Origin of the sequence: Pseudomonas sp. AL10 (genome assembly GCF_029960685.1) — a bacterium.
GTDB lineage: Bacteria > Pseudomonadota > Gammaproteobacteria > Pseudomonadales > Pseudomonadaceae > Aquipseudomonas > Aquipseudomonas lactis.
On record NZ_JASBQZ010000012.1, the window covers coordinates 84,023 to 106,584 of the forward strand.

The following is a 22,562-nucleotide window of genomic DNA, read 5'->3' on the forward strand; positions in this document are numbered from 1 at the left end:
ATCAGTTGAAGAGTGCCTGTAGGTTCTTCATCGCGTCATCGGCAAAGCCTTGCAGGAAGGCTTCGAACGCCGGTACGTCTTCCTGGCCGCCCGTGTACGGCTGGCCAATGATGGTCCAGGTCGCCAGGCTCTGGGTCGGGCCTTGTGGCACCACCTCCATCAGCGCCCACAGGTTACCAATGTTCAGTGAGGTGTACATCAGTGACCAGGTCATGGTCATGGCGTGGTCGTCATGGCTGTTGAGTTGCTCCATCACCACATTGCCGTCCTTGAACAACTTCTTGCGGACCGAACGCACGCCCTCGCCGGTCATTTCGATATGGGACAACGCCGGAATAAACTTCGCGAAACCGGCGAAATCGCCGACCACATTCCACACACTGCGAGCATCGCCGTTCACGCTGACACTGGCGACGACAGGGTTACCCACCGGGTTACGGACCAGGGTATCGGGTTGTTGCATAAGAGAGCTCCTCTTTTCCGGGAGGCCGATAGTGGGCTCCTACCCAACGCAGTGAGCTGTACACATTCAACACCTGCTTGGCGTGGTTATGCGTTTTTGGCTGACTGCCGTAACGCCAAGGCCGCGACACCGCACACAATCAACGCGACACAGGACACGTAGAACGCATCGCTGTAGGCCATCAGGTACGCCTCGCGCCGCACAGTGTGGATCAAGCCGTCGATCACCTGCTGTTGAGCGGGTAATAGCTGGTTGAAGATGAAAGCCTCGCTGTCAGCCATGCTGGCGCGCAGGCGTTCCTGCAAGGAGGGGGAAAACAACGTGATCGACTCCCCTACTCGCTCGGAATGAAAGCGCTCGCGCATGGCCACGATCTGCGTCAGGCCCGCCGTGCCCACGGCACCACCCAGATTACGCAGCATGGAGAACAAGGCCGAGGCCGAGCCGGCTTCATCCTTGGCCAGGCCAGACACCGCCAGTACGGAAAGCGCCACCATGATCAGCGGCTGCCCGATGCCCCGCACCACGGTGGACGGAATAATCACGTTGGCGGCGCTGTCCACGTCCAGGTGCGCACCGAGGTAGCACCCCAGGGCCATAATGAAAAAGCCACTGGCAACCATCAGTTTCGGGTTGAGCCACTTCATCAGGCGCGGCATGAACGGCGCCAGTACCAGTTGCACCATGCCGTAGGCGATCAGGCTGATGCCAATCTCCCGGGCGTTGTAGCCCTGCAACTGGGACAGGTAATTGGGCACCAGGAACACCAGGCCGAAAGTGGCCCCGCCGAAGATGAACATCGCTGCGCTGGCCACGCCGAAGTTGTAGCTCTTGAGCAGGCGCAGGTTGATGAAGGCGCGGCTGCCATACAACTGCGACAGCACGAAGTACACCAGGGCAACGCCGGCGATCAGCGACATCCACACAATGAAAACGGAGCCGAACCAGTCCTTGCGGCCGCCTTCTTCCAGCACGATCTGCAAGCCACCCAGGCCGACGATCATGGCGATGATCCCGCCCCAGTCGCCGCGCTTGAGCAGGCTCAACTGCATGGGTTTGGCATCGATCGACCATGCCACCGCCAACAGCAAGAGAATGCCAGGGGCCAGTTGCAGGTAAAAGATCCAGCGCCAGGAATAGGCATCGGTCAGCCAGCCGCCAATGGACGGCCCGGCGGCCTGGGCGACGCTGTTGGACAGCGCGAACAAGGCCATGCCCATCGCGATCTTGCTGGGCGGCAGTTCAGTGATGATCAGTTGGAATGACAAAGGAATCAGCACTGCGCCGGCAGCGCCCTGGATCACCCGAATGATGATCATCACTTCCAGGTTAGGCGCCCATGAGCAGGCTATGGACGCCACCAGAAACACAAACGAGCCCACGAGCATCACACGCCGCAGAGAGAACACCTGCACCAACCAGGCGGTCAGCGGGATCATCACGATTTCCGCGACCAGGTAGGCGGTGGAAATCCACGAGCCTTCTTCGAACGTCGCCCCCAGGGAGCCTTCGATCTCCGGCAGCGCGGCGCTGGTCACGTGCACGTTCATGCCGGCCATGAAACAGCCGAACAGCCCACCGATCACCGCCACCCAGGCGCGAAAGGAGACGCTCTTTTCCGCCGCTTCAGTCATGGGCAGCGCCCCGCTCAACCGGGCGGGTGTCCACCGTGGTGATCACCGACATGCCCGGCAGGATAGGTCCGCCTTCGTCATGCTCATCAATGACGATCTTCACGGGAAAGCGCTGCACGATCTTGGTGAAGTTGCCGGTGGCGTTGTCCGACGGCAACAGTGCGAACACCGCCCCGGAGCCTGGCGAGAAGCTCACCACATGGCCTTTGAGCTTGCGCCCCGAATAACTGTCGACGCTGATATCCACCGGTTGGCCGGCACGCATATGGCGTAATTGGGTTTCTTTGTAGTTGGCCACGACGTAAGCCTGCTGCACAGGCACCACCGCCAGCAGCGGCAACCCTGGGGCGACGTATTGGTGGGTTCGCACTTTGCGCTGCCCCACTACGCCGTCGATGGGCGAGCGGATCAAGGTGTCCTCCAACGCATGCGTCGCCAGGTTCAACCGCGCCTCGGCCTGGCTGCGCCGGGCTATCTGTTGCTGGAGCGAGGCCTGGGCCAGTTGGCGGCGGGTGACGGCCACGGTCAAGCGGGTTTCCTGTTGGAGCTGCATCGCTTTGGCAATTTCCACCGCAGCATTGGCCTGGGTGTAACTGGCGGCGGCCGTTTCCAGGCGCTGGGCGCTGGCGGCGTGGTCGCGCACCAAGCCTTCGTAGCGGCGCTGGTCCAAGCTCGCACGGCGCAATTCGGCGGCCACGCTGCGGGCGTGAGCCTCGGCCTGGGCAACGCCGGCCTTTTGCTGGGCGATCAGGCTGTCGGTGACGTGCAGGTTGGCCTCTTGCGCCGCCACCGAGGCTTGGCTTTCGGCCAGTTGTGCGCGGGCCTGTGCCAAGCGGGCCTGGTAGTCACGGGCCTCGATGCGCACCAGCACGTCCCCTGCCTTGACCGGCTGATCATCCTCTACCATGACCTCGGCCACATAGCCTGAGACCTTCGGGCTGATGGGAATCCAGTCAGCCCGCACATAGGCATCATCGGTCTGCTCCAGGTAGTGGCCGACCGTCATCCAGTACAGGCCGAACACCACCGCCGCGATCAACAACGCGGCGACGCCCAGCAGGAGCAGATGCCTTTTGCGGCGTGGGTTGCGAGTAGGCGCCTGTTCATCCTGGGCAGCAGTTGTTTCATCAACGGCGATATTCATGGCTGGGTACCGGAAAGAGTGGTGTAAGCGTGGGTGGGCGCTGATGACTGCCAACCACCGCCAAGGGCACGGAACAGGCTGATCTGGCGTTGCAGCAATTGACCATCGGCGTCGGCCCGCGTGGCCTGCAAACGGATCAGCTCACGCTCACTGTCCAGCACGTCGAGAAAGTCGATAGAACCTGCGTCGTAGTTGAATTGGGCCAAGGTGTAGGCCTGGCGGCTGCTCTCCAGCGCCTGGCTCAGGGCCGCGTGGCGCTGGCGTTCGCCGTCGTACAACGCCAGGGCCTGGCGCACCTCCTTGAGGGCCTTGAGCACGCTGGCCTCGAATTGCGCCACCTCTACCCGCTCAAGCGCTTGCGCCTGGTTGACCCGTGCGCGGTTGGCCTGCCAATTAGGGAACTGCCAGGTGATCAGTGGGCCGATGCCGAACATCACCGCACTGCTATCGCCCAGCTCATGGAATTTGTTGGCTGAGGAAGACACTGAAGCGCCGAAGGTGACCTTGGGGTACAGGTCGGCCTGGACGATATCCACTTGCAGCGTGGCCGCCTGCAACGCGCGCTCGGCCTGCCGGATATCGGGGCGGCGCGCCAATAATTGCCAGCCATCGCCCACCGGCAACTCGGCATTGAGTCGGGGCACCACTTCACACGTTGCGGCGCCAGAGCCTTCTTCAAGATCAGCGACGCCGGTCAGCATGGCCAATTCGTAGAGCGCGGCTTGTCGGCGCGCCTGCAGCATCGGCAGCAACGCCTGGGTTTCGCCTTGCAGGGCTTGCATGCGGCTGTATTCAAGGTCTGTCACCACACCGGCCTCGCGCTGGCGATCAATCAACGCCAGGCTGCGCCCGACCACGTCCAACGAATGGCGCTGGACCTTGGCACGCGCGCCCAAAGCGCAGGCATTTACATAAGCGCGGGTGGTTTGCGCCACGACCGTGATGCGCAGCAAGTCTTCGGCAGCCTGCGCCGCCGCGGCTTGCACCTGGGCTCGTTCGATCGTGCGCTGGACCTGGCCCCAGACATCCACTTGATAAGCCAGCTCGAAGCCTGGGTTGAATGCCCACTCTGACGGCGCGTGGCTATCGGTGGCCTTGGCCAGCGTCTGGTCATCGGCCGTCTTGCCGTAAGCGGCACCCAGTGACGCCTGGGTGGACGGCCAGCGCTCGGCATCGGCCTGCATGATCCCCGCCAGCATCGCCTGCACATGGGCCTGGGCCGCCGCCAGGTCGCGGTTGTGCAGCAGCGCCTGTTGCACCAGCGCATCGAGTTGCGGATCGTTGTACAACTGCCACCAACGCTCGGGCAATGCCTGGGCGGACACACCCTGCGGCAGATGGCTCAAGGCATTGATGCGTTCAGGATGTGGCTGTGCCGGCTTATGTGCGACCCAGGATGAACAACCCGCCAACAACGCCACTGCCACACCGAGCAGCGAGAGACGGCCATGTCGTGGGAAAAAAGAAGGCGAACCCATCAAAGAAATCCAGAAGGCCAAGTAGAGACGCAGGGTAAAAGCGCAACGGGGTGCGCATCTCCCGAGTTCTGGACAACCATCGTTTCGATTGGGACAAGGTGGGACGGCGCTTCTGAATCGCGCGTCGAACTCGTTCAGAAATGTGGGAGCGGGCTTGCCCGCGAAGGCGGTGTGTCAGTCGGTGCATCTGTTGCTGCACTAAAGCTTTCGCAGGCAAGCCAGCTCCCACATTGGACCTTCGTCGCCCCTCGCCAAAGTGCCAGTCACGGCTACCGCTGTGATTCAGACCAGGCGGCAGTGACTCGGGGTGTAACCCAGGGTGCGCTTGAACATCGCGGTAAATGCACTAGGGCTTTGGTAACCGTGCTCCAAAGCCACCTCCAAAATGGAGGCGCCACTGGCCAGCCGCTGCATGCTGAGCAGCAACCGCGTGCGCTTGCGCCATTCGCCGTAACTCATGCCCAGTTCTTTCTGGAACAGCCGAGCGAGGGTGCGTGAACTCATATTGAGCTGCACCGCCCAACACTCCAGTTTCGATTCCTGGGAAGGGTTGTCGATAAAGTCGGCACACAGTGATTTGAGCCTCGGCTCATGCGGGATCGGCACATGCGCCAGTACCCGCTGCGCGCGGTCAAGCTCCGAGAAAATCAGCTCGACAATCTGCACATGACGCAACGACGCCGGCTGGCTGTCAGGCTCATCGCCCGCCGCCACAATCAGCTCGCGCAGCAAGGGTGAAACCCTGATGACCTCGCACGCCTGCGCCAACCGACCGTGCGCCCCCGGCGAGATCAGCAAAGTGCGCATACGCACCTCGCCGGTCATGCGGATCTGATGCTCCATCGCCGGGGGCACCCATAGGGCGTGCCCGGAAGGCAGCACCCAGGTTGCCTGCTGCACCGACACCAGCATTACACCGTTGATGGCATAGACCAGTTGGCCCTCGTCATGTCGATGAGCAGCCACTATGTCGCCGTGCACGTAGTTACCGGCGAGGGCTGCCAAAGAGGTATGCGCGTTCATTTCAGCAAGCCGCGAGCAGGTCAGGCCGGCCACTGTTGGAAGGATCCTTGGGCATCATGTCGCGTCTCCTTTTTTGAACAGAGTGACCCATTGAGCCTCAGTGGCCACTGGATCCAATACTAAACAAAGAAAGGGGGCGGGGAATTGCGTATTAGGGTGGGGACTGTGAAAAAACGTCGAGTAAAAATTAAAAAAACCAAAATATCGGCGAGTAGATTTCAAGAAAAAAAGATTATTGCTTTTGGGGATAACAGGGGCTCGCAAAGAGCCCCTGTTCGGGCTTAACCCTAAAACGCGTAACGCGCCTTGACCATCACCCCATCAGCATCAAACCCGCTACGCGCCTGGCGGGTATAGCTGGCGCCCACCGTCAGCGCCGACACCTGATAATTCAGACCCAGGCTGGCTTCGTAACTGTCACGTGCGACCGAAGCGCCCGTGACGGTAAACGCCGAACCGCCCAGCACAAAACTGGAGGTTTGCGCCACGCGGTCGCCCATCAGGTCGTGATAAGCCATCAATGTGGCTTCCGGTTGCAGGCTTCCGGTGGCCAACGGGAAGTTACCGGCCAAGCGCACACCCGCACCCAACTCGCCCACTTCATAGCGTTGCGAGCCGGTGCTCAGCGCCGCCGAAGAGCCCTTCTCGGTAAAGCTGTCCATGCGCACGTTGGAATAACGCGCCGCGACTCGCGGTTCTATCACGGCAGCATCCGACAGCGTGAAGCTGTAGCCGCCCAGTACGCTGGCCGACAACACATTGCTGTCGTAGCTACCCTTGGCTGTCGTACCCGCCACACGACGCTTGCTGTCATTGTCGTTATGGCCATAGCTCAGGCTGCCGTCGACAAACCAGTTCTGCAGCGACCAGTTGCCGTACAACGACAGCGCATGGCCCTGCACGTCGGTCTTGGTGCCCAGGTCCGAATGGATGTTGGAGTTGAGGTAGCTGTACGCCACGCCCACCGCGGTGCTGTCGTTCAACCGACCATCCACACCCACCGCCATGCCGCTGCTGTTGGCCGAATAACCGTTATCGCCGCCACGGCCATCCTGATCCATGTTGCTGCTCAAGCCTTGCAACCACACACCCACGGCTTCGCGATTATCACGCTGGCCCGAGAGGCGATTGAGGATCGCGCCATTGATCACCGTCTGGCCCGACAAGGCCACGTCCAGCGCACCACGGTTGACGTCCGGCTTGAGTTGCTCGCCCACCTGCGCCAACTGCTGCGCCGTGCCCGCGTTGGCCAGGGCCTGGAACACCGGATCATCCGTTGCCAACTGCCCGAGCACATCATTTTTTGCTTCGTTGACCACAGTAACAACCGGTTCAGTGGCGCCCGCGCCGGTCAATTCCTCTTGCACTTGCTGATTGCTCTTCAACCCCACCACGGCCTTGACCGTTTGCGCATCGGCCGAGTAACTGAGCACGTCCAGCAACGAAGAAGTGCTGGCAACCGACAGGCCGTTGTTTTGCACACTGCTGGCTTGCAGCAAGGTGTATTCGGTGCCGCTTGGCACGGGGGTGAAATCGCCTGGGTTGGCGCTCAAGGTCACTTTCGATGCCTGGGCGAAATTCGCCGCACCGTTGACCGTCAGGTATGGCGTGGTCGGCACCACGCTGTTGGCCAGGCGCATATCAATGCCCGCACCGCTGGCGACGTTGAGGTCACCGGTGAGCACCGTGCCAGGGGCCGACAGATTCAAGGAACCCGAGTTGATCGACACCGGTGCAATGATGCGGCTGCCGGAAAAGTCAGCCTGGCCGGCGATGTTCACCGCGTTGACGTTGAGCACATCACCGATGATTTTGCCGCCGGTCCAGTTGAGGGTGGCGCGGTTGGCTGCGTCGATAGCGATTCCGGAATTGCTGCGAATTTCACCGGCTTGTTGGTTGATTTCGAAGGTGGAGGTTTGCTCAGCTGCGTCGACAGAGATGGCCGTGCCATCGGCGATGATCGTGCCGCGGTTGATGATGCCGCGGGAGCCGGTGGGGCTGTTTTGGGTGAAGGTGGCGCCCAGGAGATCGATCGCTTTGGCGTTGGTGCCTTTGGCTTCGAGGGTGCCGGTGTTGAGGATGGAGTCGACGGTACCTGCATAAAAAACAATACCGGAAGCATCTGCGCCGTTCACAGACAGCAGGCCACTGTTTTCGATACGCAGTGGACTCGTGGTGGTTTCAACTTCTATGCCCCAGGCGCGCTGGCCCGTTGCAGTGATAGTCCCGGAGTTGATGATTTTGCCGCCGATATTGATCGGGAAATCACTCGGGCCATCCACTGCCAGCGCCACTACTTCATCGCCGACCACCTCGATCACGCCCGTGTTAGCAACGTCGCCTGCCACTTGCGTGTTATGCAGGAACATACCCTCGCCGCCAACCGTGCCACCAAAAGCAGAAGTGCCCGATACAACGGGAGTTGTTTTAATGGTGCCGGAGTTGATTACGCTGCCACCAATCACGGCATCACCAATCTCAAAACCTTCGTAACCGCCATTGTTCATGGTGATGTTACCGGCCTGAATCAGATCGCCCGTAATCGTACTAGGGGTTGAGCCGTCGTTTGCAAAACCGAATGGGTCCACGGCAAACGCCCGAATGGAACGTCCGTCAGAGGTCATCACAATATCAGCACGATTGATCAGCGAACCTTGAATACTGGTATTGGAAACACTGACACCCATCAACGCAGTAGTGCCAGAGTCGGGGGTGGGCGTTTGATTGGTCGCTTCAGTCAGCCTCCCGGTGAAGGTCAGAGATTCGTTAAACGTCTCACCCTTCCACGAGGTTTTGCCTTGACTCAGATCCACTTCAACGGCCAATGCCTGGCTGCTGATTGCACCGACCACCACGGCCAACAGTTTTTGCTTGAACGGTTTTTGCTTCATTTGAAAACTCCATGTACGACAGAAAGCAACGCCACAAACCCATGGCGATTACAGATATAAAACCAATGACTACAACAAGCGCCGCTGCACCGCCTCATCCAATGTGCTGCGGGTGAGGGCTTGCACCACCTCGTGGGTGTCCTGACGGAAAGGTACGGCAACGATCAATAACAATTGCATCCAGGTACGCAGCGACTCGCTCTTGCGCACACGGCCCAGCCCCTTGCCGGGCAAGCGGCGCTGCTGATCTTCCAACAGGCGGTTTTGCCGCTCGCGAATCAGGTCCTCACCCGGCAGGGTTAAGGCCATCACGCTGTGGGAAGCGAGGCATTGAGCACCCACACGAACGACCGAACTATTCGGTCAGTACCGGCCCGCTTATGAGTTAAGGAATATTTTGGACTGCAACGGAATCTGAGCAAGGGCTGACTCAGCGTCGACTCGGACTTGCCAAATCACAGGCAAAAAAAAACCCGGAAATCCTCACTTGCGTGGGCCTTCCGGATTTTCTAAACCGCCAAAAATGGTGGGTCGTGTGGGATTCGAACCTACGACCAATTGGTTAAAAGCCAACTGCTCTACCAACTGAGCTAACGACCCGCTGTGTGGTGGCGCGTATAATACTGATTTCTAAGGATTATTCAACACCTTATTTTAAATAAATCAGAAAAAACGCATTTGAACGGTAATTCGGTGGGTAGAACGCCTATCGCAGCCGCCTGATCAGCGCCCTGGCTCGTCGTTCCACAGGTACTTGTGCAGCTGCAATTGCAGGCGCACCGGCAGGTTGTCCGCCACTACCCAGTCCGCCAGCTCCCGGGCGTTCAGGTCGTGATGGCTGGGTGAGAACAGCACCTCGCCCGCCCGCCGCTCCAGGCCATACTGGATCAGCTTGGAGGTGGCCCAGTCATAATCGTCACGGGAACAGATGACGAACTTGACCTGATCGTTGGCCGTCAGCAAGTCGATGTTCTCGTAGCGGTTGCGGTGGGCTTCCTTGGAGTCCGGGGTCTTGAGATCGACGACTCGGCTGACGCGCGAATCGACCGCAGAGATGTCCAGGGCGCCGCTGGTTTCCAGTGACACCTCGTAGCCGGCGTCGCACAGTTGCTTGAGCAAAGGGATGGCGTTGGGTTGCGCCAAGGGCTCGCCGCCCGTCACGCAGACGTAGCGCGGCCGGTAGCCGGCAACCTGTTCCAGGATGTCGTCGAGGGTGCGCACGGTGCCGCCACTGAAGGCGTAGGCGCTGTCACAGTATTGGCAGCGCAATGGGCAGCCGGTCAACCGTACAAAGACAGTGGGCAGGCCAGCAGTGCGCGTTTCACCCTGCAACGAGTAAAAGACTTCGGTAATACGTAATGTGTCTTGCATAGTCGCCACGGGCGTAACAGCTAAACAGGCTGTCCGCCTCCGTCAGGCACTTCAAGGGATTGCGCCAACGCGTCAACCCCAGGAAGCGTGTTTCATAAAAGGGCGTGGATTCTAACGAAAAAACCCGCGACAAGCGCGGGTTTCTTCTAAACGGGCTGCATGGCTTACAAGCGTTGCAGGTCCCGCTGGGCCAACTGCGCCGCGGAGGTACCCGGGTACTGGGCAACCACCTGCTGCAGAATGCCTTTGACCTTGTCGGTATGACCCAGGCGGCGTTCTACATCAGCGAGTTTGTACAGCGAATCCGGAACCTTGGCGTGCTTGGGGTACAGCTGGCTGACCTTGGCAAAAGCCTGGCCCGCCGCTTGCAAATCACCCTTTGCCAGGTTGACCTCACCCAACCAGTACTGGGCATTGCCCGCGTATTGGCTGTTAGGGTATTTGCGCAGGAAAGCGGTAAAAGCCTGGCTGGCCTTATCGAAGTCCTTGGCCTTGATCAGGTCGAAGGCTGCATCGTAATACAGTTTTTCCTTCGCTGGATCACCCGGCTCGCTGCTGGCAGCAGGGGCGGCAGCAGCGGCCCCCGCTGCGGCCCCGGCTGCGGCGCCACCGGCAGCGGCACTGGGTGCGCCACCGGCAGAAGAATTATCAGGAGTAGCGGCAGGTGCAACACCGGCTCCAATACGACGATCAAGATCTTGGTATCGCTCCAAGCCTTCTTGCTTCAGCTGGTTCACTTGATTTTGCAGAACTTCAATGGCGCCTTGTTGCTGGGCCAATTGATCCTGCATGCGTTGCAGCTGGTTGAACAGTTCGCCCTGTGCCGAGGGAGCGGACGTAGCCGCTCCCCCCGCATAGGCGCCGTTCGTGCCATAACCTGCTGGCGGATAACTGCTCCCGCTATTGTTATAGCCTGAGTTGCTATCCGTTACAGGAACCGCAGCCCACACCGCAAGCGGTGCGAAGCTGAGAGCCAATACAGTTAGAGCACGACGGCACGTTCGCATGACGAATTACTTACGCAGTTCGACGCGACGGTTCTGAGCCCACGACTGTTCGTCGTTGCCAGTTGCAACTGGACGCTCTTTACCGTAGGAAACCAGTTCCAGTTGGCCTGGAGCAACACCTTGCAGTACCAGGTAGCGCTGAACGGCTTTCGCACGACGCTCGCCCAGTGCCATGTTGTACTCACGAGTACCACGGGCGTCAGTGTTACCTTCCAGAACAACGCGAGCGCCGTTAGCTTTCAGGTCCTTGGCGTGAACGTCCAGAGCGCGCATGGCTTCTGGCTTCAGGTCCGAACTGTCGTATTCGAAGTAGAAAGTGGTGATAGCGCGCAGAGCAGCTTCTTCGCTCAGGGAGCCGTCGACCGCACCAGTGTTGGCGCCGTAACCAGCGTTTGGATCAACAGCTGCGCCTTCACCGGCATTGTCGCCGCCTTTAGAGGAGCAACCAACGGCTACGGACAGAGCCAGAGCCAGAGCAGCAAACTTACCAAACTTCAGCATTTCCATCGTGAAACTCCTAATGAACCCCAGTGTGTTAAGTACTTCTTTTTGTAGCGCCGCGTCAGTTCAGGTAAGGGGACCAGGATGGTTCTCTGACTTCGCCTTGTGCGGTAGGAAGTGGGAGCCTTACGCGTCCATTGATGGACACGAGCATCAAGACTCCCCGGCCCTGCTGGCGGGTGGCGTAGATTACCATGGTGCCGTTGGGCGCAACAGTGGCTGACTCATCAAGGTTGGTATCTGTAAGGATTTTTACGGTTCCGCGCTGCAAATCCTGGGCCGCAACCCGGAAATTAGTGAAACCATCCTGACGGTGAATCATCACCAACGTCTTTTCATCGGCCGAAAGCTTGGGGTTGGCGTTGTAGTTACCAATAAAGGTCACACGTTCCGCACCGCCGCCGTTCACATTTGCCTTGTAGACCTGAGGCTTGCCGCCACGGTCGGAGGTGAAGTAGATGGTCGAACCATCCTTACCCCAGAACGGTTCGGTGTTGATGCCCGGGCCGCTGGTCACACGCGAGAGCTGACGCGAGGCCATGTTCATCACGTAGATATCCGGGTTGCCGTCCTTGGACAGCACGAAAGCCAGGCGCGAACCATCCGGCGACCAGGCTGGCGCACCGTTGAGGCCTTCGAAGTTGGTGATCTGCTCACGACGGCCAGTATCGATGTGCTGCACAAAGATGCGCGGGCGACGCTGTTCGAACGATACGTAGGCAATACGCTTGCCGTCTGGCGCAAAGCGCGGCGACAGGATTGGCTCACGGGACTGCAGCAAGGTCACTGCACGTGCACCGTCGTAGTCCGAACGCTGCAGGGTGTAGCGGGTATTGTCTACAGAGAAACGCTCAGCCGTCACATACAGCAGGCGCGTCGAGAACGCCCCTTTGATACCGGTGAGTTTTTCAAACGATTGGTCCGAGATGTAGTGAGCCATGTCGCGCAGTTGCTCGGCGGTACCCGATACGCTGCCGGTCAGAACCTGCTGCTCGGTGGCCACGTTGAACAACGTGTACTGGATCTGCAGGCGACCGCCGGCCGGCGTGATGCTGCCGACCATCAGGTACTGGGCACCGACCGCCTTCCAGTCACGGAAGATGACTTCGCTGGCCTGGGTTGGCTGGCTGATCATGTTGCCTTTTGGAATCGGCGCGTAGTAACCGGAGTTACGCAGGTCGTCGCTGACGATCTGGGCCATGTCGTCCGGCAGCACGCTGCCGCCCTGCCAACCGAACGGCACGACTGCAATCGGGGTGGCCCGATCACTGCCGCTGGTTACCAGGATGTTCTTTTCATCCGCCGCCGCTATCCCTGCCATACAGCAAATAACGACAAGCATTCCTCGAAGAAGGTTTCTCACAAGGCTAGATCCTCAGGTGTGAATGTCATCTTGAATGAACGATAGGGAGCGAAGTCACTTGGTTTCATTCCCTGCATCTCGGTCAACCGGCCAATATTCTTGACCGCGGCAACCGCCGAACTGTCGAACGAACCGTCACCACTGGACTTGGCCACGCTGACCGAAGTCACCGTACCGTCCGGCAACATGCCGATCTGCAGCACTACTGTCATGCCTTTACGTGCCGAAGGTGGACGTGTCCAACCTTCCGCTGCCCGCGCCCGAATCAGGTCGTCGAAACTGCCCGCGACTTCATCGCCACGCTCATCGGCCAAGGCTTGCTGACGCTGCGGCGTGTCGGAAAGCAAATCTGCCAGGGCCTGGGCCTTTTTCTCTTCGGCGGATTTGCGTGCTGCTTCCTGGGCCTTTTTCTTGGAGGCGTCGGCGGCAGCTTTCTTCTTCGCTTCGTCGGCGACTTTCTTCTTCGCCTCGTCTGCTTCAGCTTTTTTCTTGGCGTCTTCGGCGGCTTTCTTCTTCGCGTCTTCGACTATCTTTTTCTTGGCTTCTTCAGCGGCCTTTTTCTTGGCCTCTTCTTCGGCAGCCTTCTTGGCTTCTTCTTCCGATTTCTTCTTGGCTATATCAGCCAATTGTTTCTCTTCGGCCTTTTTCGCTTCGGCAGCTTTCTCGGCTTTCTTGGCTTCATCAGCCTTTTTCGCCTCGTCGGCCTTCTTGGCTTCGTCAGCCTTTTTCGATTCCTCGGCCTTTTGAGCCGCCTCTTCTTTCTTTTGTTCCGCAGCAGCCTTCACCGCTTCCTGCTCGACCTTCTTCTGTTCCATCTGCTCGACTTCAGTCTGGCGCGCGGCCGACTTCTGGGCCTCACCCGCAATCTTCTGATTGGTCTGGGTGGTGGCCTGGCTTTTCGATTTCAGCTGATACAGGGTCGCCTGCACGATCGGCTTGGCTGGCGGCAGGTCCGGGGTCATGGCAAAGCTGACGAACAGCATGCCGAACACCAGGACGTGCAGGGCAATTGCCCACACGCCAGGCCAGAAGTAGCTTTCCGAGGCGGACGGCTCTCGCTGTTGCTGCATCAGGGCGCCTCGGTAATCAAGCCAACGTTACCGACGCCGGCCTTCTGCAGCCCGCCCATGGCGCCCATGACGGAGCCGTAGTCGACCGATTTGTCACCCCGGATAAACACCTGGGTGTGCTTGCCGCCTTCGTTGCCGGAGCGAATGATCTTGGTCACCGCATCGGTCATGGCAGGCAAGGTCAGGGCCTTGTCCTGCTGCTTTTGCGTGTCGACTTCGCTGCCAAGGTTCCAGTAATAGGTCTTGTCAGCCTTGATCGAAATGGTCAGGACCTGAGTGTTGTTGTCCTGCGGCAAGGCTTCACTGGAAACCTTGGGCAGATCAACCTTCACGCCCTGGTTGAGCATCGGCGCGGTCACCATGAAGATCACCAGCAGTACCAGCATCACGTCGATGTAGGGCACTACGTTCATCTCGGCGACCGGCTTGCGCTTTTTGCGAGCTCGAGCGATTAAAGCCATTGGAATTACCTGCTTATTCTTCGCTGGTGTGCACTTTACGGTGCAGGATCGCCTGGAATTCATCGGCGAAGGTGTAGTAACGGCCGATCAAGGTTTCGCTGGTGGCGGCAAAACGGTTGTAGGCGATTACTGCGGGGATAGCGGCGAACAGGCCGATCGCGGTGGCGATCAGGGCTTCGGCAATACCCGGGGCCACGGTGGCCAGTGTGGCTTGCTGCGCCTGGGCCAGTCCGCGGAAGGAGTTCATGATGCCCCATACGGTACCGAACAGGCCGATGTATGGGCTCACGGAACCCACGGTGGCGAGGAACGGCAGGCCCTGCTCAAGTTTCTCTTCTTCGCGGGAGATGGCAACGCGCATGGCACGGGCCACGCCTTCCATCACCGCTTCCGGGTCTACACCAGGCTGCTGGCGCAGACGGGAGAATTCCTTGAAGCCGGCACGGAAGATCTGCTCGACGCCCGAGTCCGGGTCCGGGTTGCTGCCGGCCTGGCGGTACAGCTTGGACAGGTCGATACCCGACCAGAAGCGCTCTTCAAAGCTCTCCAAGGCACGTCGACCGGCACGCAGCATGTTGCTGCGCTGAAAAATCATGACCCAAGAGGTAACCGATGCGGCTACCAGGGTCAGCATGACCAGTTGAACCACGACACTGGCATTGCTGACCAGGCTCCACATGGAGGAATGGTCGACGACGGTAGGTTCCACGCTAAATCTCCTGCTTTGATTGTTGACCCGCGCCGCTCACGGCGGCAAAGGCCGCGCGTAGAGTTTCGGGAATGGCCCGAGGTTTCAAGCTGTTGGTGCGCACACACGCCACCAGGAACTGCCCTTCACAGAGCAGCGTTGCATCCGTGGCCCGCCTGACCTGCTGTTTGAAACGCAGGCTGGCACGGTTCAATTCGATGACTTCGGCACTGACCAGCAATTCGTCGTCCAGTCGCGCCGGTGCGTGGTAACGCGCCTCGCTGGAATGCACGACGAATAACAGGTCCTCGCCTACAAGCTCGGACTGGGCAAAACCCAACTCCCGCAGCCGCTCGGTTCGAGCCCGTTCCATGAATTTCAGGTAATTGACGTAATAAACGATGCCGCCGGCATCGGTGTCCTCGTAATAAACGCGACAGCGATGTGCGAACGACTGATCCCCGTTTTGCGCGCGCATACTCTAGTGCTTACTCCTCATGTTGCCAATTGGCTGGGCAACTGTTTTTTCATTCCTGAACGCTTTCAAATGACGACGCCAGACACTGGGACAGCACAAAGCTCGGATAAATCACCCCACATGGCAAATACCGCGTAGGAGCGAGCTTGCTCGCGAAGAACCTGAGCCCGCCGCGTATAACCAGCCATACCGCGTTATCGTTGGCGTTTTTCGCGAGCAAGCTCGCTCCTGCAATTTTTTAATCGTCTACTGCATCGAGGAATTCGTCTACCACGGGCATCTCTCCCAATCGTGACGGAATGTTTAGCCCAAAGTGCAGGTAAGCATGGCGTGTCACCACCCTGCCCCGCGGGGTTCGCATGATGTAGCCCTGCTGGATCAGGTACGGCTCCAGCACATCCTCAATGGTATGGCGCTCTTCACTGATGGCCGCGGCCAGGCTGTCCACGCCGACCGGGCCACCGTCGAATTTCTCGATCATGGTCAAAAGTAGGCGTCGATCCTGGTGATCGAAGCCATGCTCGTCCACATCCAACAGGTTCAACGCCAGGTCCGCCACCGCCTTGGTGATGTGGCCCTTGGCACGCACCTCGGCAAAATCGCGCACGCGGCGCAGCAGACGGTTGGCGATTCGCGGCGTGCCACGAGCGCGCCGGGCGATTTCAAAGGCGCCTTCCGGGTCCAGAGGCAAGCCAAGGATACTCGCCGAACGGCTGACAATGGTCGCCAGATCGGCGGTGCTATAGAACTCTAGACGTTGAACAATGCCGAAACGGTCTCGCAGCGGGTTGGTCAGCATGCCCGCACGGGTGGTCGCGCCCACCAGGGTAAACGGCGGCAGATCGAGCTTGATCGAGCGGGCCGCCGGGCCTTCGCCGATCATGATGTCGAGCTGGAAGTCCTCCATGGCCGGGTACAGCACTTCCTCGACAATCGGCGACAAGCGATGGATTTCGTCGATAAACAGCACGTCATGGGGTTCAAGATTGGTCAGCAGCGCTGCCAGGTCGCCCGGCCGCTCCAGCACCGGGCCGGAGGTGGACTTGATCGACACGCCCATTTCCTGGGCGATGATATTGGCCAGGGTGGTCTTGCCCAACCCCGGCGGGCCGAAGATCAAGGTGTGGTCCAGGGACTCACTGCGCCCGCGCGCGGCCTGGATAAACAACTCCATCTGCTCGCGCACGGTAGGCTGGCCGATGTATTCGGCCAGGCTCAGGGGGCGGATGGCCCGGTCCTGGACTTCTTCACGGTCACGCGGGCCGGTGGCCGCGATCAGACGATCGGCTTCAATCACTTAAATCATTCCCTTCAGGGCACGGCGAATCATGTCTTCAGCGCTCAGGTTCTTGTCCTTGATGGCCGATACGGCCTTGCTGGCCTCCTGGGGCTTGTAGCCCAGGGAGATCAGCGCATTGACCGCATCGCTTTCCGCGCTGGCGACTTGGGCCGCTGGCATATCCGGCTGGTTCGGTACCAGGGCGAACATGCTCGGCACCACTTCCCAGGCTTTGAAGCGGTCTTTGAGTTCCACCAACAAGCGCTCGGCGGTTTTCTTGCCGACCCCCGGCACCTTGGTCAGAGCCGAGGTGTCTTGGGCGGACACGGCACGCACCAACTCATCCACTTCCAGGCTCGACATCAAGGCCAGGGCCAGTTTGGGCCCCACGCCATTGAGACGAATCAGCTCGCGGAAGAAATCGCGGTCGCGCTTGCCGATGAAACCATAGAGCAGTTGCGCGTCTTCGCGCACCACTAAATGAGTGTGCAAGGTTATCGGCTCGCCGACGGACGGCAGGCGATACAAGGTGGTCATGGGCACTTCCAGCTCATAACCCAACCCATTCACATCCAGAATCAGGTGCGGCGGCTGTTTCTCAGCCAGGGTGCCGCGCAAGCGTCCAATCACGGTTCAGATCCTTAAAGCTTGGGGGTCAGTTCAAGGCCTGACCGCAAAAATAACGATTGCGCTGATGCTATCAGAGACGCAGGCGCCCGCCACGACTACGTGCTGTGCCCAAGCCGTGAGGCAACAGGCTGGAGCGGGTATGGGCATGGCAAATGGCGATGGCCAGGGCGTCCGAGGCGTCGATCTGCGGCTTGGAAGTGAGCTTGAGCATGTGCATGACCATCATCTGCACCTGCTCCTTGTTGGCGCCACCGGTGCCGACCACGGCTTGCTTGACCTGGGTCGCGGTGTATTCAGCGATCTCCATGCCCTCCTCGGCACCCGCCACGATGGCGGCGCCACGGGCTTGACCGAGCTTCAACGCCGAGTCGGCATTCTTGGCCATGAAGACTTTTTCGATGCCCATGGTGACCGGGCCGTAGGTCTGGATGACTTCACGCACGCCGCGATAGACGATCTGCAGCCGCTCGGCCAGCTCGCCGGCACCGGTGCGGATGCAACCCGAGGCGACGTACACACAGCCGCGTGGGGTCTGCTGCACCACGCCAAAACCGGTGATGCGCGAACCGGGGTCGATACCTAGGATTAAAGTCATAACGCCTGCGGGTTGGATTTACAACGGTATGTGCCAGGCACACATTTGTGTAACAGCATAGAACCCCTGAGGGAGCTGGCTTGCCTGCGATGCGGGCACCTCGGTGCGTCTGTCAAATCGAGGTGATGCTATCGCAGGCAAGCCAGCTCCCACAGTGGATATTCATCGTTCTTAAGTGAGCTGTTCGGCCACAGACTCAGGAATGTCGGCATTCGAATACACATTCTGCACATCATCCAGGTCTTCAAGCATGTCCAGCAGCTTCAGCACCTTTTGCGCACCGTCCAGGTCCAGTTCGGCACTGGTGGTCGGCAGCATCACGATCTCCGCGTCGGTGCCACTGAAACCAGCGGTTTCCAGGGCGTTACGCACGGCGTAGAAGCTGGCGAACGAGGTAAACACGTCGATGGAGCCGTCTTCGTTGGTCACGACGTCATCGGCATCCGCTTCCATCGCAGCTTCCATCAGCGAGTCTTCATCGGTGCCCGGTGCGAAGGTGATCTGCCCCTTGCGCTCGAACAGGTAGGCCACCGAACCATCCGTGCCGAGATTACCACCGCACTTGCTGAACGCATGACGTACGGCTGCCGCTGTACGGTTGCGGTTGTCGGTCATGCATTCGACCATCACCGCCACGCCGCCCGGGCCATAGCCTTCATAGGTCAGCTCGACCATATCGTCGGTATCGGCCGCACCGGCACCACGGGCCACGGCGCGGTCAATGATGTCGCGGCTCATGTTCGCGCCCAACGCCTTGTCCAGCGCGAGGCGCAGACGCGGGTTGGAGCCCGGATCACCGCCACCCTGGCGGGCCGCGACAGTCAGTTCGCGAATCCACTTGGTGAAGATCTTGCCTTTCTTGGCATCCTGACGCTCTTTGCGGTGCTTGATGTTCGCCCACTTGGAATGGCCAGCCATAACACAACTCCGAATTCTCTAGAAACCTTATCAATCCCGCCCCAGGCGAGATTTCCCTCTTTTAAACGCAAAGGCGCATCCGAAGATGCGCCTTTTTGACTGCCTACCACTTTATCGCGCTTTCACGCAGCAGCCTTACTCAGCCTTCGGCGTCTCGCGCAGGCGGATGTGCAACTCGCGCAAGGCCTTGGCATCCACCACACCCGGCGCCTGGGTCATGACGTCCGCAGCGCTCTGGGTTTTCGGGAAGGCGATCACTTCACGGATCGACTGGGCGCCGGTCATCAGCATCACCAGACGGTCCAGGCCGAACGCCAGGCCACCGTGCGGCGGCGCGCCGTATTTCAGGGCGTCGAGCAGGAAGCCGAATTTCTCTTCCTGTTCCGCTTCGTTGATGCCCAGCAGGCGGAAGACCGCTTGTTGCATCTCTTTGCGGTGGATACGGATCGAGCCGCCACCCAGTTCAGTACCGTTGAGCACCATGTCGTAGGCACGGGACAGCGCGCCGGCCGGGTTGGCTTCCAGCTCCTGCGGGGAGCACTTCGGCGCGGTGAACGGGTGGTGCAAGGCGCTAAAGCTGCCGTCGTCGTTCTCTTCGAACATCGGGAAGTCCACAACCCACATCGGTGCCCATTCGCAGGTCAGCAGGTTAAGGTCGTGACCGAGCTTGATACGCAGCGCGCCCAGGGCCTCGCTGACGATCTTGGCCTTGTCGGCGCCGAAGAACACGATGTCGCCGTCAACCGCACCGACGCGATCAAGGATCACGTTCAGGTTGGCCTCAGGGATGTTTTTCACGATCGGCGATTGCAGGCCGTCGACACCGTTGGCGCGCTCGTTGACCTTGATGTACGCCAGGCCCTTGGCACCGTAGATGCCGACGAACTTGGTGTAGTCGTCGATCTGCTTGCGCGGCATGCTCGCGCCGCCAGGCACGCGCAGGGCGGCGATACGGCATTTCGGGTCGTTGGCCGGACCGCTGAACACCTTGAAGTCGACGTCCTTGAGCTGGTCGGCCACGTCCACCAGTTCCAGCGGGTTACGCAGGTCTGGCTTGTCGGAACCGTAGCGGCGCATGGCTTCTTCGAAGGTCATGTGCGGGAATTCACCGAACTCCAGGCCCAGCACTTCCTTGAACAGGTTGCGGATCATCTGCTCGGTCAGGCCCATGATCTCTGTTTCATCGAGGAAACTGGTCTCGATGTCGATCTGGGTAAATTCAGGCTGGCGGTCGGCACGCAGGTCTTCGTCACGGAAGCACTTGGCGATCTGGTAGTAACGGTCGAAGCCGGCCACCATCAGCAGTTGCTTGAACAACTGCGGCGATTGCGGCAGGGCGAAGAAGCTGCCGGCGTGGGTGCGGCTCGGTACCAGGTAGTCACGCGCGCCTTCCGGGGTGGCCCGGGTGAGGATCGGCGTTTCGACGTCCAGGAAGCCGTTTTCGTCGAGGAAGCGGCGGATGCTGGTGGTCATGCGCGAACGCAGGCGCAGCTTCTCGGCCATTTCCGGACGACGCAGGTCCAGGAAGCGGTAGCGCAGGCGGGTTTCTTCGCCTACGTCGGAGTATTCGTTAAGTGGGAACGGCGGGGTTTCCGACTCGTTCAGCACTTCCAGCTCGTAGCCCAGCACTTCGATGCCGCCGGACGCCATGTTCTTGTTCACAGCACCGGCCGGACGCAGGCGTACCTTGCCGGTGATTTTCACCACGTACTCGCTGCGCACGCGGTCGGCGGCGGCGAAACTCTCGGCGCGGTCCGGGTCGAACACCACCTGGGCCAGACCATCACGGTCACGGATGTCGAGGAAGATCACCCCGCCGTGGTCGCGGCGACGGTGAACCCATCCGCAAAGGGTGATTTCCTGACCTTCCAGGGTCTCGTTCAGTTGGCCGCAATAGTGGCTGCGCATCATGGTCGTGGTTTCACTTCTCGTAATTCGAAATTCGGTGGCAGGCCTGCCTCGTCACCGTACAGTTAAGCAGGGGACGGATAATGCAGGAGCCTGCGCGTAGAGTTCAACTCAGTCTGCTTTGTCGCCGCCCGCCAGGTTCTTCTTGGCGCCGGTCTTGAAATCGGTCTCGTACCAGCCGCTGCCGCTCAGGCGGAAGCCCGGCATGGACAACATCTTCTTCAACTCAGGTGCCTGGCAGGCAGGGCAATCGACCAGCGGCGCGGCGCTGATCTTCTGAATGGCTTCCAACTGATGACCACAGGAAGCGCATTGATAGTCGTACATGGGCATGGAGATGTCTCGGCGATCAGATCGTTACAGCGCCACGCCCTGCCCTGTGCATAAAGCCCGGCATGCGCAGCAAAGCGCGGGATTATATCTGGTAAATCAACACAGCGCAGCCGGCTTTGTGCCCAGGGCCCGGCCCGCCGGGATGACGGGCCGACCACCGGACTACTGCTTGAGCGTGTCTCCCGTCGTGAGCGCGCCCCGGCCTTTGAGCACATGGACCACGCACACCACCCTCACCAGCCCGCTGAAGTTCTTTACGCCTCCGTAACGCAAATGCACTTCCCGATCGACATAGGACAACAACGCACTGACCGAACAGGTATTGAGCCTGGCGATTTCCGTCAGGATGTTCCAATAGATCTGTTCAAGCCGCAGGCAGGTAGAAAACCCATTGAGCCTGACCGACCGGGACAGTGGCTTGGCCAGTCCCATATCAAACCCCTTCGAAAAAGGGTCAACTTTTATCTTGTGAAAACCACAGGCTTCCATCACTCCCTTACCCACTCCACGTGACATACACCTGACACTCCATTGCCAAACAGCAGCCAACAGGTTTCTCCCATTGGACGATGGGCCTATAAAACAGCAGCCAGCGCAGAGCAGCCAGAAGACGGGGAGTAGTTAGTCGTAGGACAACGCCAGGAAGCGCAGGGAAACCAGCAGGCAGCGCCCAAAAGGCGCCGCCTGGGTTTAACCGTTACTGGTTTTCGAGCAGGGAGCGCAGCATCCACGCGGTTTTCTCGTGAACCTGCATACGCTGGGTCAAGAGGTCTGCCGTCGGCTCATCACTGACTTTGTCGAGCAATGGGAAGATGCCTCGCGCGGTACGCGTGACCGCTTCCTGGCCGGCCACCAACTGCTTGATCATCTCTTCGGCGCTCGGCACACCCTCTTCTTCCTTGATGGAAGACAGGCGGGCGTAAATCGAATAGGCACCCGGCGCCGGGAAGCCCAGGGCACGGATACGCTCGGCAATGGAGTCCACTGCCAGCGCCAGCTCGTTGTACTGCTCCTCGAACATCAGGTGCAGCGTACGAAACATGGGGCCTGTGACGTTCCAATGGAAATTGTGGGTCTTCAGATACAGAACATAGGTATCGGAAAGCAGGCGGGAAAGTCCGTCGACGATGGATTTACGGTCTTCTTCACTGATACCAATATCGATTGCCATGTGTTTCCCCTTCAATTGACGAGCATTCATTGATCAGGTGCAGCTCCACTCTAGCAAGAGAGTGCGTCATGTGCAGCCCGGCACACCCGGGCGACATGCGGCAAATCGCCCCGCACCGCCTGCGGGATCTGACTTGGCAAGCCTGTTTACCTGTGG

Annotated in this window: 23 protein-coding genes and 1 tRNA gene; all 24 read right to left on the reverse strand. The window is 59.7% G+C overall.

Annotated features, from left to right (window positions below; all coding sequences use genetic code 11):
* Nucleotide 1: 1 nt before the first annotated feature.
* Nucleotides 2-463 (reverse strand): SRPBCC family protein, encoded by a 462-nt coding sequence (locus tag QK296_RS14315; protein ID WP_282391047.1) that lies wholly within the window; start codon nt 461-463, stop codon nt 2-4.
* A gap of 86 nt (nt 464-549) precedes the next feature.
* Complete coding sequence (locus QK296_RS14320; protein ID WP_169856247.1) at nt 550-2,097, reverse strand: MDR family MFS transporter; 1,548 nt, start codon at nt 2,095-2,097, stop codon at nt 550-552.
* Nucleotides 2,090-3,241 (reverse strand): HlyD family secretion protein, encoded by a 1,152-nt coding sequence (locus tag QK296_RS14325; protein WP_169856249.1) that lies wholly within the window; start codon nt 3,239-3,241, stop codon nt 2,090-2,092. Before QK296_RS14325 ends, QK296_RS14320 begins: the two co-directional genes overlap by 8 nt.
* Nucleotides 3,238-4,719 (reverse strand): TolC family protein, encoded by a 1,482-nt coding sequence (locus QK296_RS14330; protein ID WP_137203905.1) that lies wholly within the window; start codon nt 4,717-4,719, stop codon nt 3,238-3,240. The genes QK296_RS14325 and QK296_RS14330 overlap by 4 nt, the downstream gene beginning before the upstream one ends.
* Nucleotides 4,720-5,001: 282 nt before the next feature.
* Nucleotides 5,002-5,742, reverse strand: a complete 741-nt coding sequence (locus QK296_RS14335; protein WP_057710560.1) for a helix-turn-helix transcriptional regulator — start codon at nt 5,740-5,742, stop codon at nt 5,002-5,004.
* Between the two features lie 287 nt (nt 5,743-6,029).
* The gene (locus tag QK296_RS14340; RefSeq protein WP_282391048.1) at nt 6,030-8,633 is read right to left on the reverse strand and encodes an autotransporter outer membrane beta-barrel domain-containing protein; all 2,604 of its coding nucleotides are present in this window, start codon (nt 8,631-8,633) and stop codon (nt 6,030-6,032) included.
* Between the two features lie 69 nt (nt 8,634-8,702).
* Nucleotides 8,703-8,975, reverse strand: a complete 273-nt coding sequence (locus QK296_RS14345; RefSeq protein ID WP_080765532.1) for a hypothetical protein — start codon at nt 8,973-8,975, stop codon at nt 8,703-8,705.
* A 182-nt stretch (nt 8,976-9,157) separates the two neighbouring features.
* Nucleotides 9,158-9,233: transfer RNA gene (locus QK296_RS14350), tRNA-Lys, on the reverse strand.
* A 123-nt stretch (nt 9,234-9,356) separates the two neighbouring features.
* Nucleotides 9,357-10,004: a 7-carboxy-7-deazaguanine synthase QueE gene (gene queE, locus QK296_RS14355; RefSeq protein WP_003193859.1), complete on the reverse strand. Its 648-nt coding sequence runs from the start codon at nt 10,002-10,004 to the stop codon at nt 9,357-9,359.
* A 164-nt stretch (nt 10,005-10,168) separates the two neighbouring features.
* Complete coding sequence (gene ybgF, locus QK296_RS14360) at nt 10,169-11,011, reverse strand: tol-pal system protein YbgF (protein ID WP_282391049.1); 843 nt, start codon at nt 11,009-11,011, stop codon at nt 10,169-10,171.
* Nucleotides 11,012-11,017: 6 nt separating this feature from the next.
* Nucleotides 11,018-11,518 carry a peptidoglycan-associated lipoprotein Pal gene (gene pal, locus QK296_RS14365; protein WP_003193861.1) on the reverse strand — a complete coding sequence of 167 codons (501 nt, stop codon included), beginning with the start codon at nt 11,516-11,518 and terminating at the stop codon, nt 11,018-11,020.
* A gap of 55 nt (nt 11,519-11,573) precedes the next feature.
* Nucleotides 11,574-12,854: a Tol-Pal system beta propeller repeat protein TolB gene (gene tolB / locus QK296_RS14370; protein WP_032874245.1), complete on the reverse strand. Its 1,281-nt coding sequence runs from the start codon at nt 12,852-12,854 to the stop codon at nt 11,574-11,576.
* Between the two features lie 17 nt (nt 12,855-12,871).
* Nucleotides 12,872-13,945, reverse strand: coding sequence for a cell envelope integrity protein TolA (gene tolA, locus QK296_RS14375; protein WP_003193863.1), 1,074 nt, complete (start codon nt 13,943-13,945; stop codon nt 12,872-12,874).
* A complete protein-coding gene (tolR, locus tag QK296_RS14380; RefSeq protein WP_161793227.1) occupies nt 13,945-14,397 on the reverse strand; it encodes a protein TolR in 453 nt (150 codons plus the stop codon). The genes tolA and tolR overlap by 1 nt, the downstream gene beginning before the upstream one ends.
* A gap of 22 nt (nt 14,398-14,419) precedes the next feature.
* Complete coding sequence (gene tolQ, locus QK296_RS14385) at nt 14,420-15,115, reverse strand: protein TolQ (protein ID WP_003193865.1); 696 nt, start codon at nt 15,113-15,115, stop codon at nt 14,420-14,422.
* 1 nt (nt 15,116) lies between these two features.
* A complete protein-coding gene (gene ybgC, locus QK296_RS14390; RefSeq protein ID WP_003193866.1) occupies nt 15,117-15,572 on the reverse strand; it encodes a tol-pal system-associated acyl-CoA thioesterase in 456 nt (151 codons plus the stop codon).
* 238 nt (nt 15,573-15,810) lie between these two features.
* Nucleotides 15,811-16,869: a Holliday junction branch migration DNA helicase RuvB gene (gene ruvB / locus QK296_RS14395; protein WP_003193867.1), complete on the reverse strand. Its 1,059-nt coding sequence runs from the start codon at nt 16,867-16,869 to the stop codon at nt 15,811-15,813.
* Nucleotides 16,870-17,481, reverse strand: coding sequence for a Holliday junction branch migration protein RuvA (gene ruvA, locus QK296_RS14400; RefSeq protein ID WP_003193868.1), 612 nt, complete (start codon nt 17,479-17,481; stop codon nt 16,870-16,872).
* A gap of 70 nt (nt 17,482-17,551) precedes the next feature.
* Nucleotides 17,552-18,076: a crossover junction endodeoxyribonuclease RuvC gene (ruvC, locus tag QK296_RS14405; protein ID WP_003193869.1), complete on the reverse strand. Its 525-nt coding sequence runs from the start codon at nt 18,074-18,076 to the stop codon at nt 17,552-17,554.
* Between the two features lie 171 nt (nt 18,077-18,247).
* Nucleotides 18,248-18,994: a YebC/PmpR family DNA-binding transcriptional regulator gene (locus QK296_RS14410; protein WP_169856253.1), complete on the reverse strand. Its 747-nt coding sequence runs from the start codon at nt 18,992-18,994 to the stop codon at nt 18,248-18,250.
* Between the two features lie 135 nt (nt 18,995-19,129).
* A complete protein-coding gene (gene aspS, locus QK296_RS14415) occupies nt 19,130-20,905 on the reverse strand; it encodes an aspartate--tRNA ligase (protein WP_003193871.1) in 1,776 nt (591 codons plus the stop codon).
* Between the two features lie 108 nt (nt 20,906-21,013).
* The gene (locus QK296_RS14420) at nt 21,014-21,235 is read right to left on the reverse strand and encodes a zinc ribbon domain-containing protein (protein WP_003193872.1); all 222 of its coding nucleotides are present in this window, start codon (nt 21,233-21,235) and stop codon (nt 21,014-21,016) included.
* Nucleotides 21,236-21,397: 162 nt separating this feature from the next.
* Entirely contained in the window at nt 21,398-21,751 is a 354-nt protein-coding gene (locus tag QK296_RS14425; protein ID WP_032900853.1) for a ribbon-helix-helix domain-containing protein, read from the reverse strand.
* 181 nt (nt 21,752-21,932) lie between these two features.
* Entirely contained in the window at nt 21,933-22,406 is a 474-nt protein-coding gene (locus QK296_RS14430; RefSeq protein ID WP_003193874.1) for a Dps family protein, read from the reverse strand.
* Between the last annotated feature and the right edge of the window lie 156 nt (nt 22,407-22,562).

What these genes read in the sequence shown, in the direction of transcription:
- QK296_RS14315 (WP_282391047.1), bottom strand. Translation starts at nt 463, where the DNA reads ATGCAACAACCCGATACCCTGGTCCGTAACCCGGTGGGTAACCCTGTC.
- QK296_RS14320 (WP_169856247.1), bottom strand. Translation starts at nt 2,097, where the DNA reads ATGACTGAAGCGGCGGAAAAGAGCGTCTCCTTTCGCGCCTGGGTGGCG.
- QK296_RS14325 (WP_169856249.1), bottom strand. Translation starts at nt 3,241, where the DNA reads ATGAATATCGCCGTTGATGAAACAACTGCTGCCCAGGATGAACAGGCG.
- QK296_RS14330 (WP_137203905.1), bottom strand. Translation starts at nt 4,719, where the DNA reads ATGGGTTCGCCTTCTTTTTTCCCACGACATGGCCGTCTCTCGCTGCTC.
- QK296_RS14335 (WP_057710560.1), bottom strand. Translation starts at nt 5,742, where the DNA reads ATGAACGCGCATACCTCTTTGGCAGCCCTCGCCGGTAACTACGTGCAC.
- QK296_RS14340 (WP_282391048.1), bottom strand. Translation starts at nt 8,633, where the DNA reads ATGAAGCAAAAACCGTTCAAGCAAAAACTGTTGGCCGTGGTGGTCGGT.
- queE (WP_003193859.1), bottom strand. Translation starts at nt 10,004, where the DNA reads ATGCAAGACACATTACGTATTACCGAAGTCTTTTACTCGTTGCAGGGT.
- ybgF (WP_282391049.1), bottom strand. Translation starts at nt 11,011, where the DNA reads ATGCGAACGTGCCGTCGTGCTCTAACTGTATTGGCTCTCAGCTTCGCA.
- pal (WP_003193861.1), bottom strand. Translation starts at nt 11,518, where the DNA reads ATGGAAATGCTGAAGTTTGGTAAGTTTGCTGCTCTGGCTCTGGCTCTG.
- tolB (WP_032874245.1), bottom strand. Translation starts at nt 12,854, where the DNA reads ATGCTTGTCGTTATTTGCTGTATGGCAGGGATAGCGGCGGCGGATGAA.
- tolA (WP_003193863.1), bottom strand. Translation starts at nt 13,945, where the DNA reads ATGCAGCAACAGCGAGAGCCGTCCGCCTCGGAAAGCTACTTCTGGCCT.
- ybgC (WP_003193866.1), bottom strand. Translation starts at nt 15,572, where the DNA reads ATGCGCGCGCAAAACGGGGATCAGTCGTTCGCACATCGCTGTCGCGTT.
- ruvC (WP_003193869.1), bottom strand. Translation starts at nt 18,076, where the DNA reads ATGACTTTAATCCTAGGTATCGACCCCGGTTCGCGCATCACCGGTTTT.
- QK296_RS14410 (WP_169856253.1), bottom strand. Translation starts at nt 18,994, where the DNA reads ATGGCTGGCCATTCCAAGTGGGCGAACATCAAGCACCGCAAAGAGCGT.
- aspS (WP_003193871.1), bottom strand. Translation starts at nt 20,905, where the DNA reads ATGATGCGCAGCCACTATTGCGGCCAACTGAACGAGACCCTGGAAGGT.
- QK296_RS14420 (WP_003193872.1), bottom strand. Translation starts at nt 21,235, where the DNA reads ATGCCCATGTACGACTATCAATGCGCTTCCTGTGGTCATCAGTTGGAA.
- QK296_RS14425 (WP_032900853.1), bottom strand. Translation starts at nt 21,751, where the DNA reads ATGTCACGTGGAGTGGGTAAGGGAGTGATGGAAGCCTGTGGTTTTCAC.
- QK296_RS14430 (WP_003193874.1), bottom strand. Translation starts at nt 22,406, where the DNA reads ATGGCAATCGATATTGGTATCAGTGAAGAAGACCGTAAATCCATCGTC.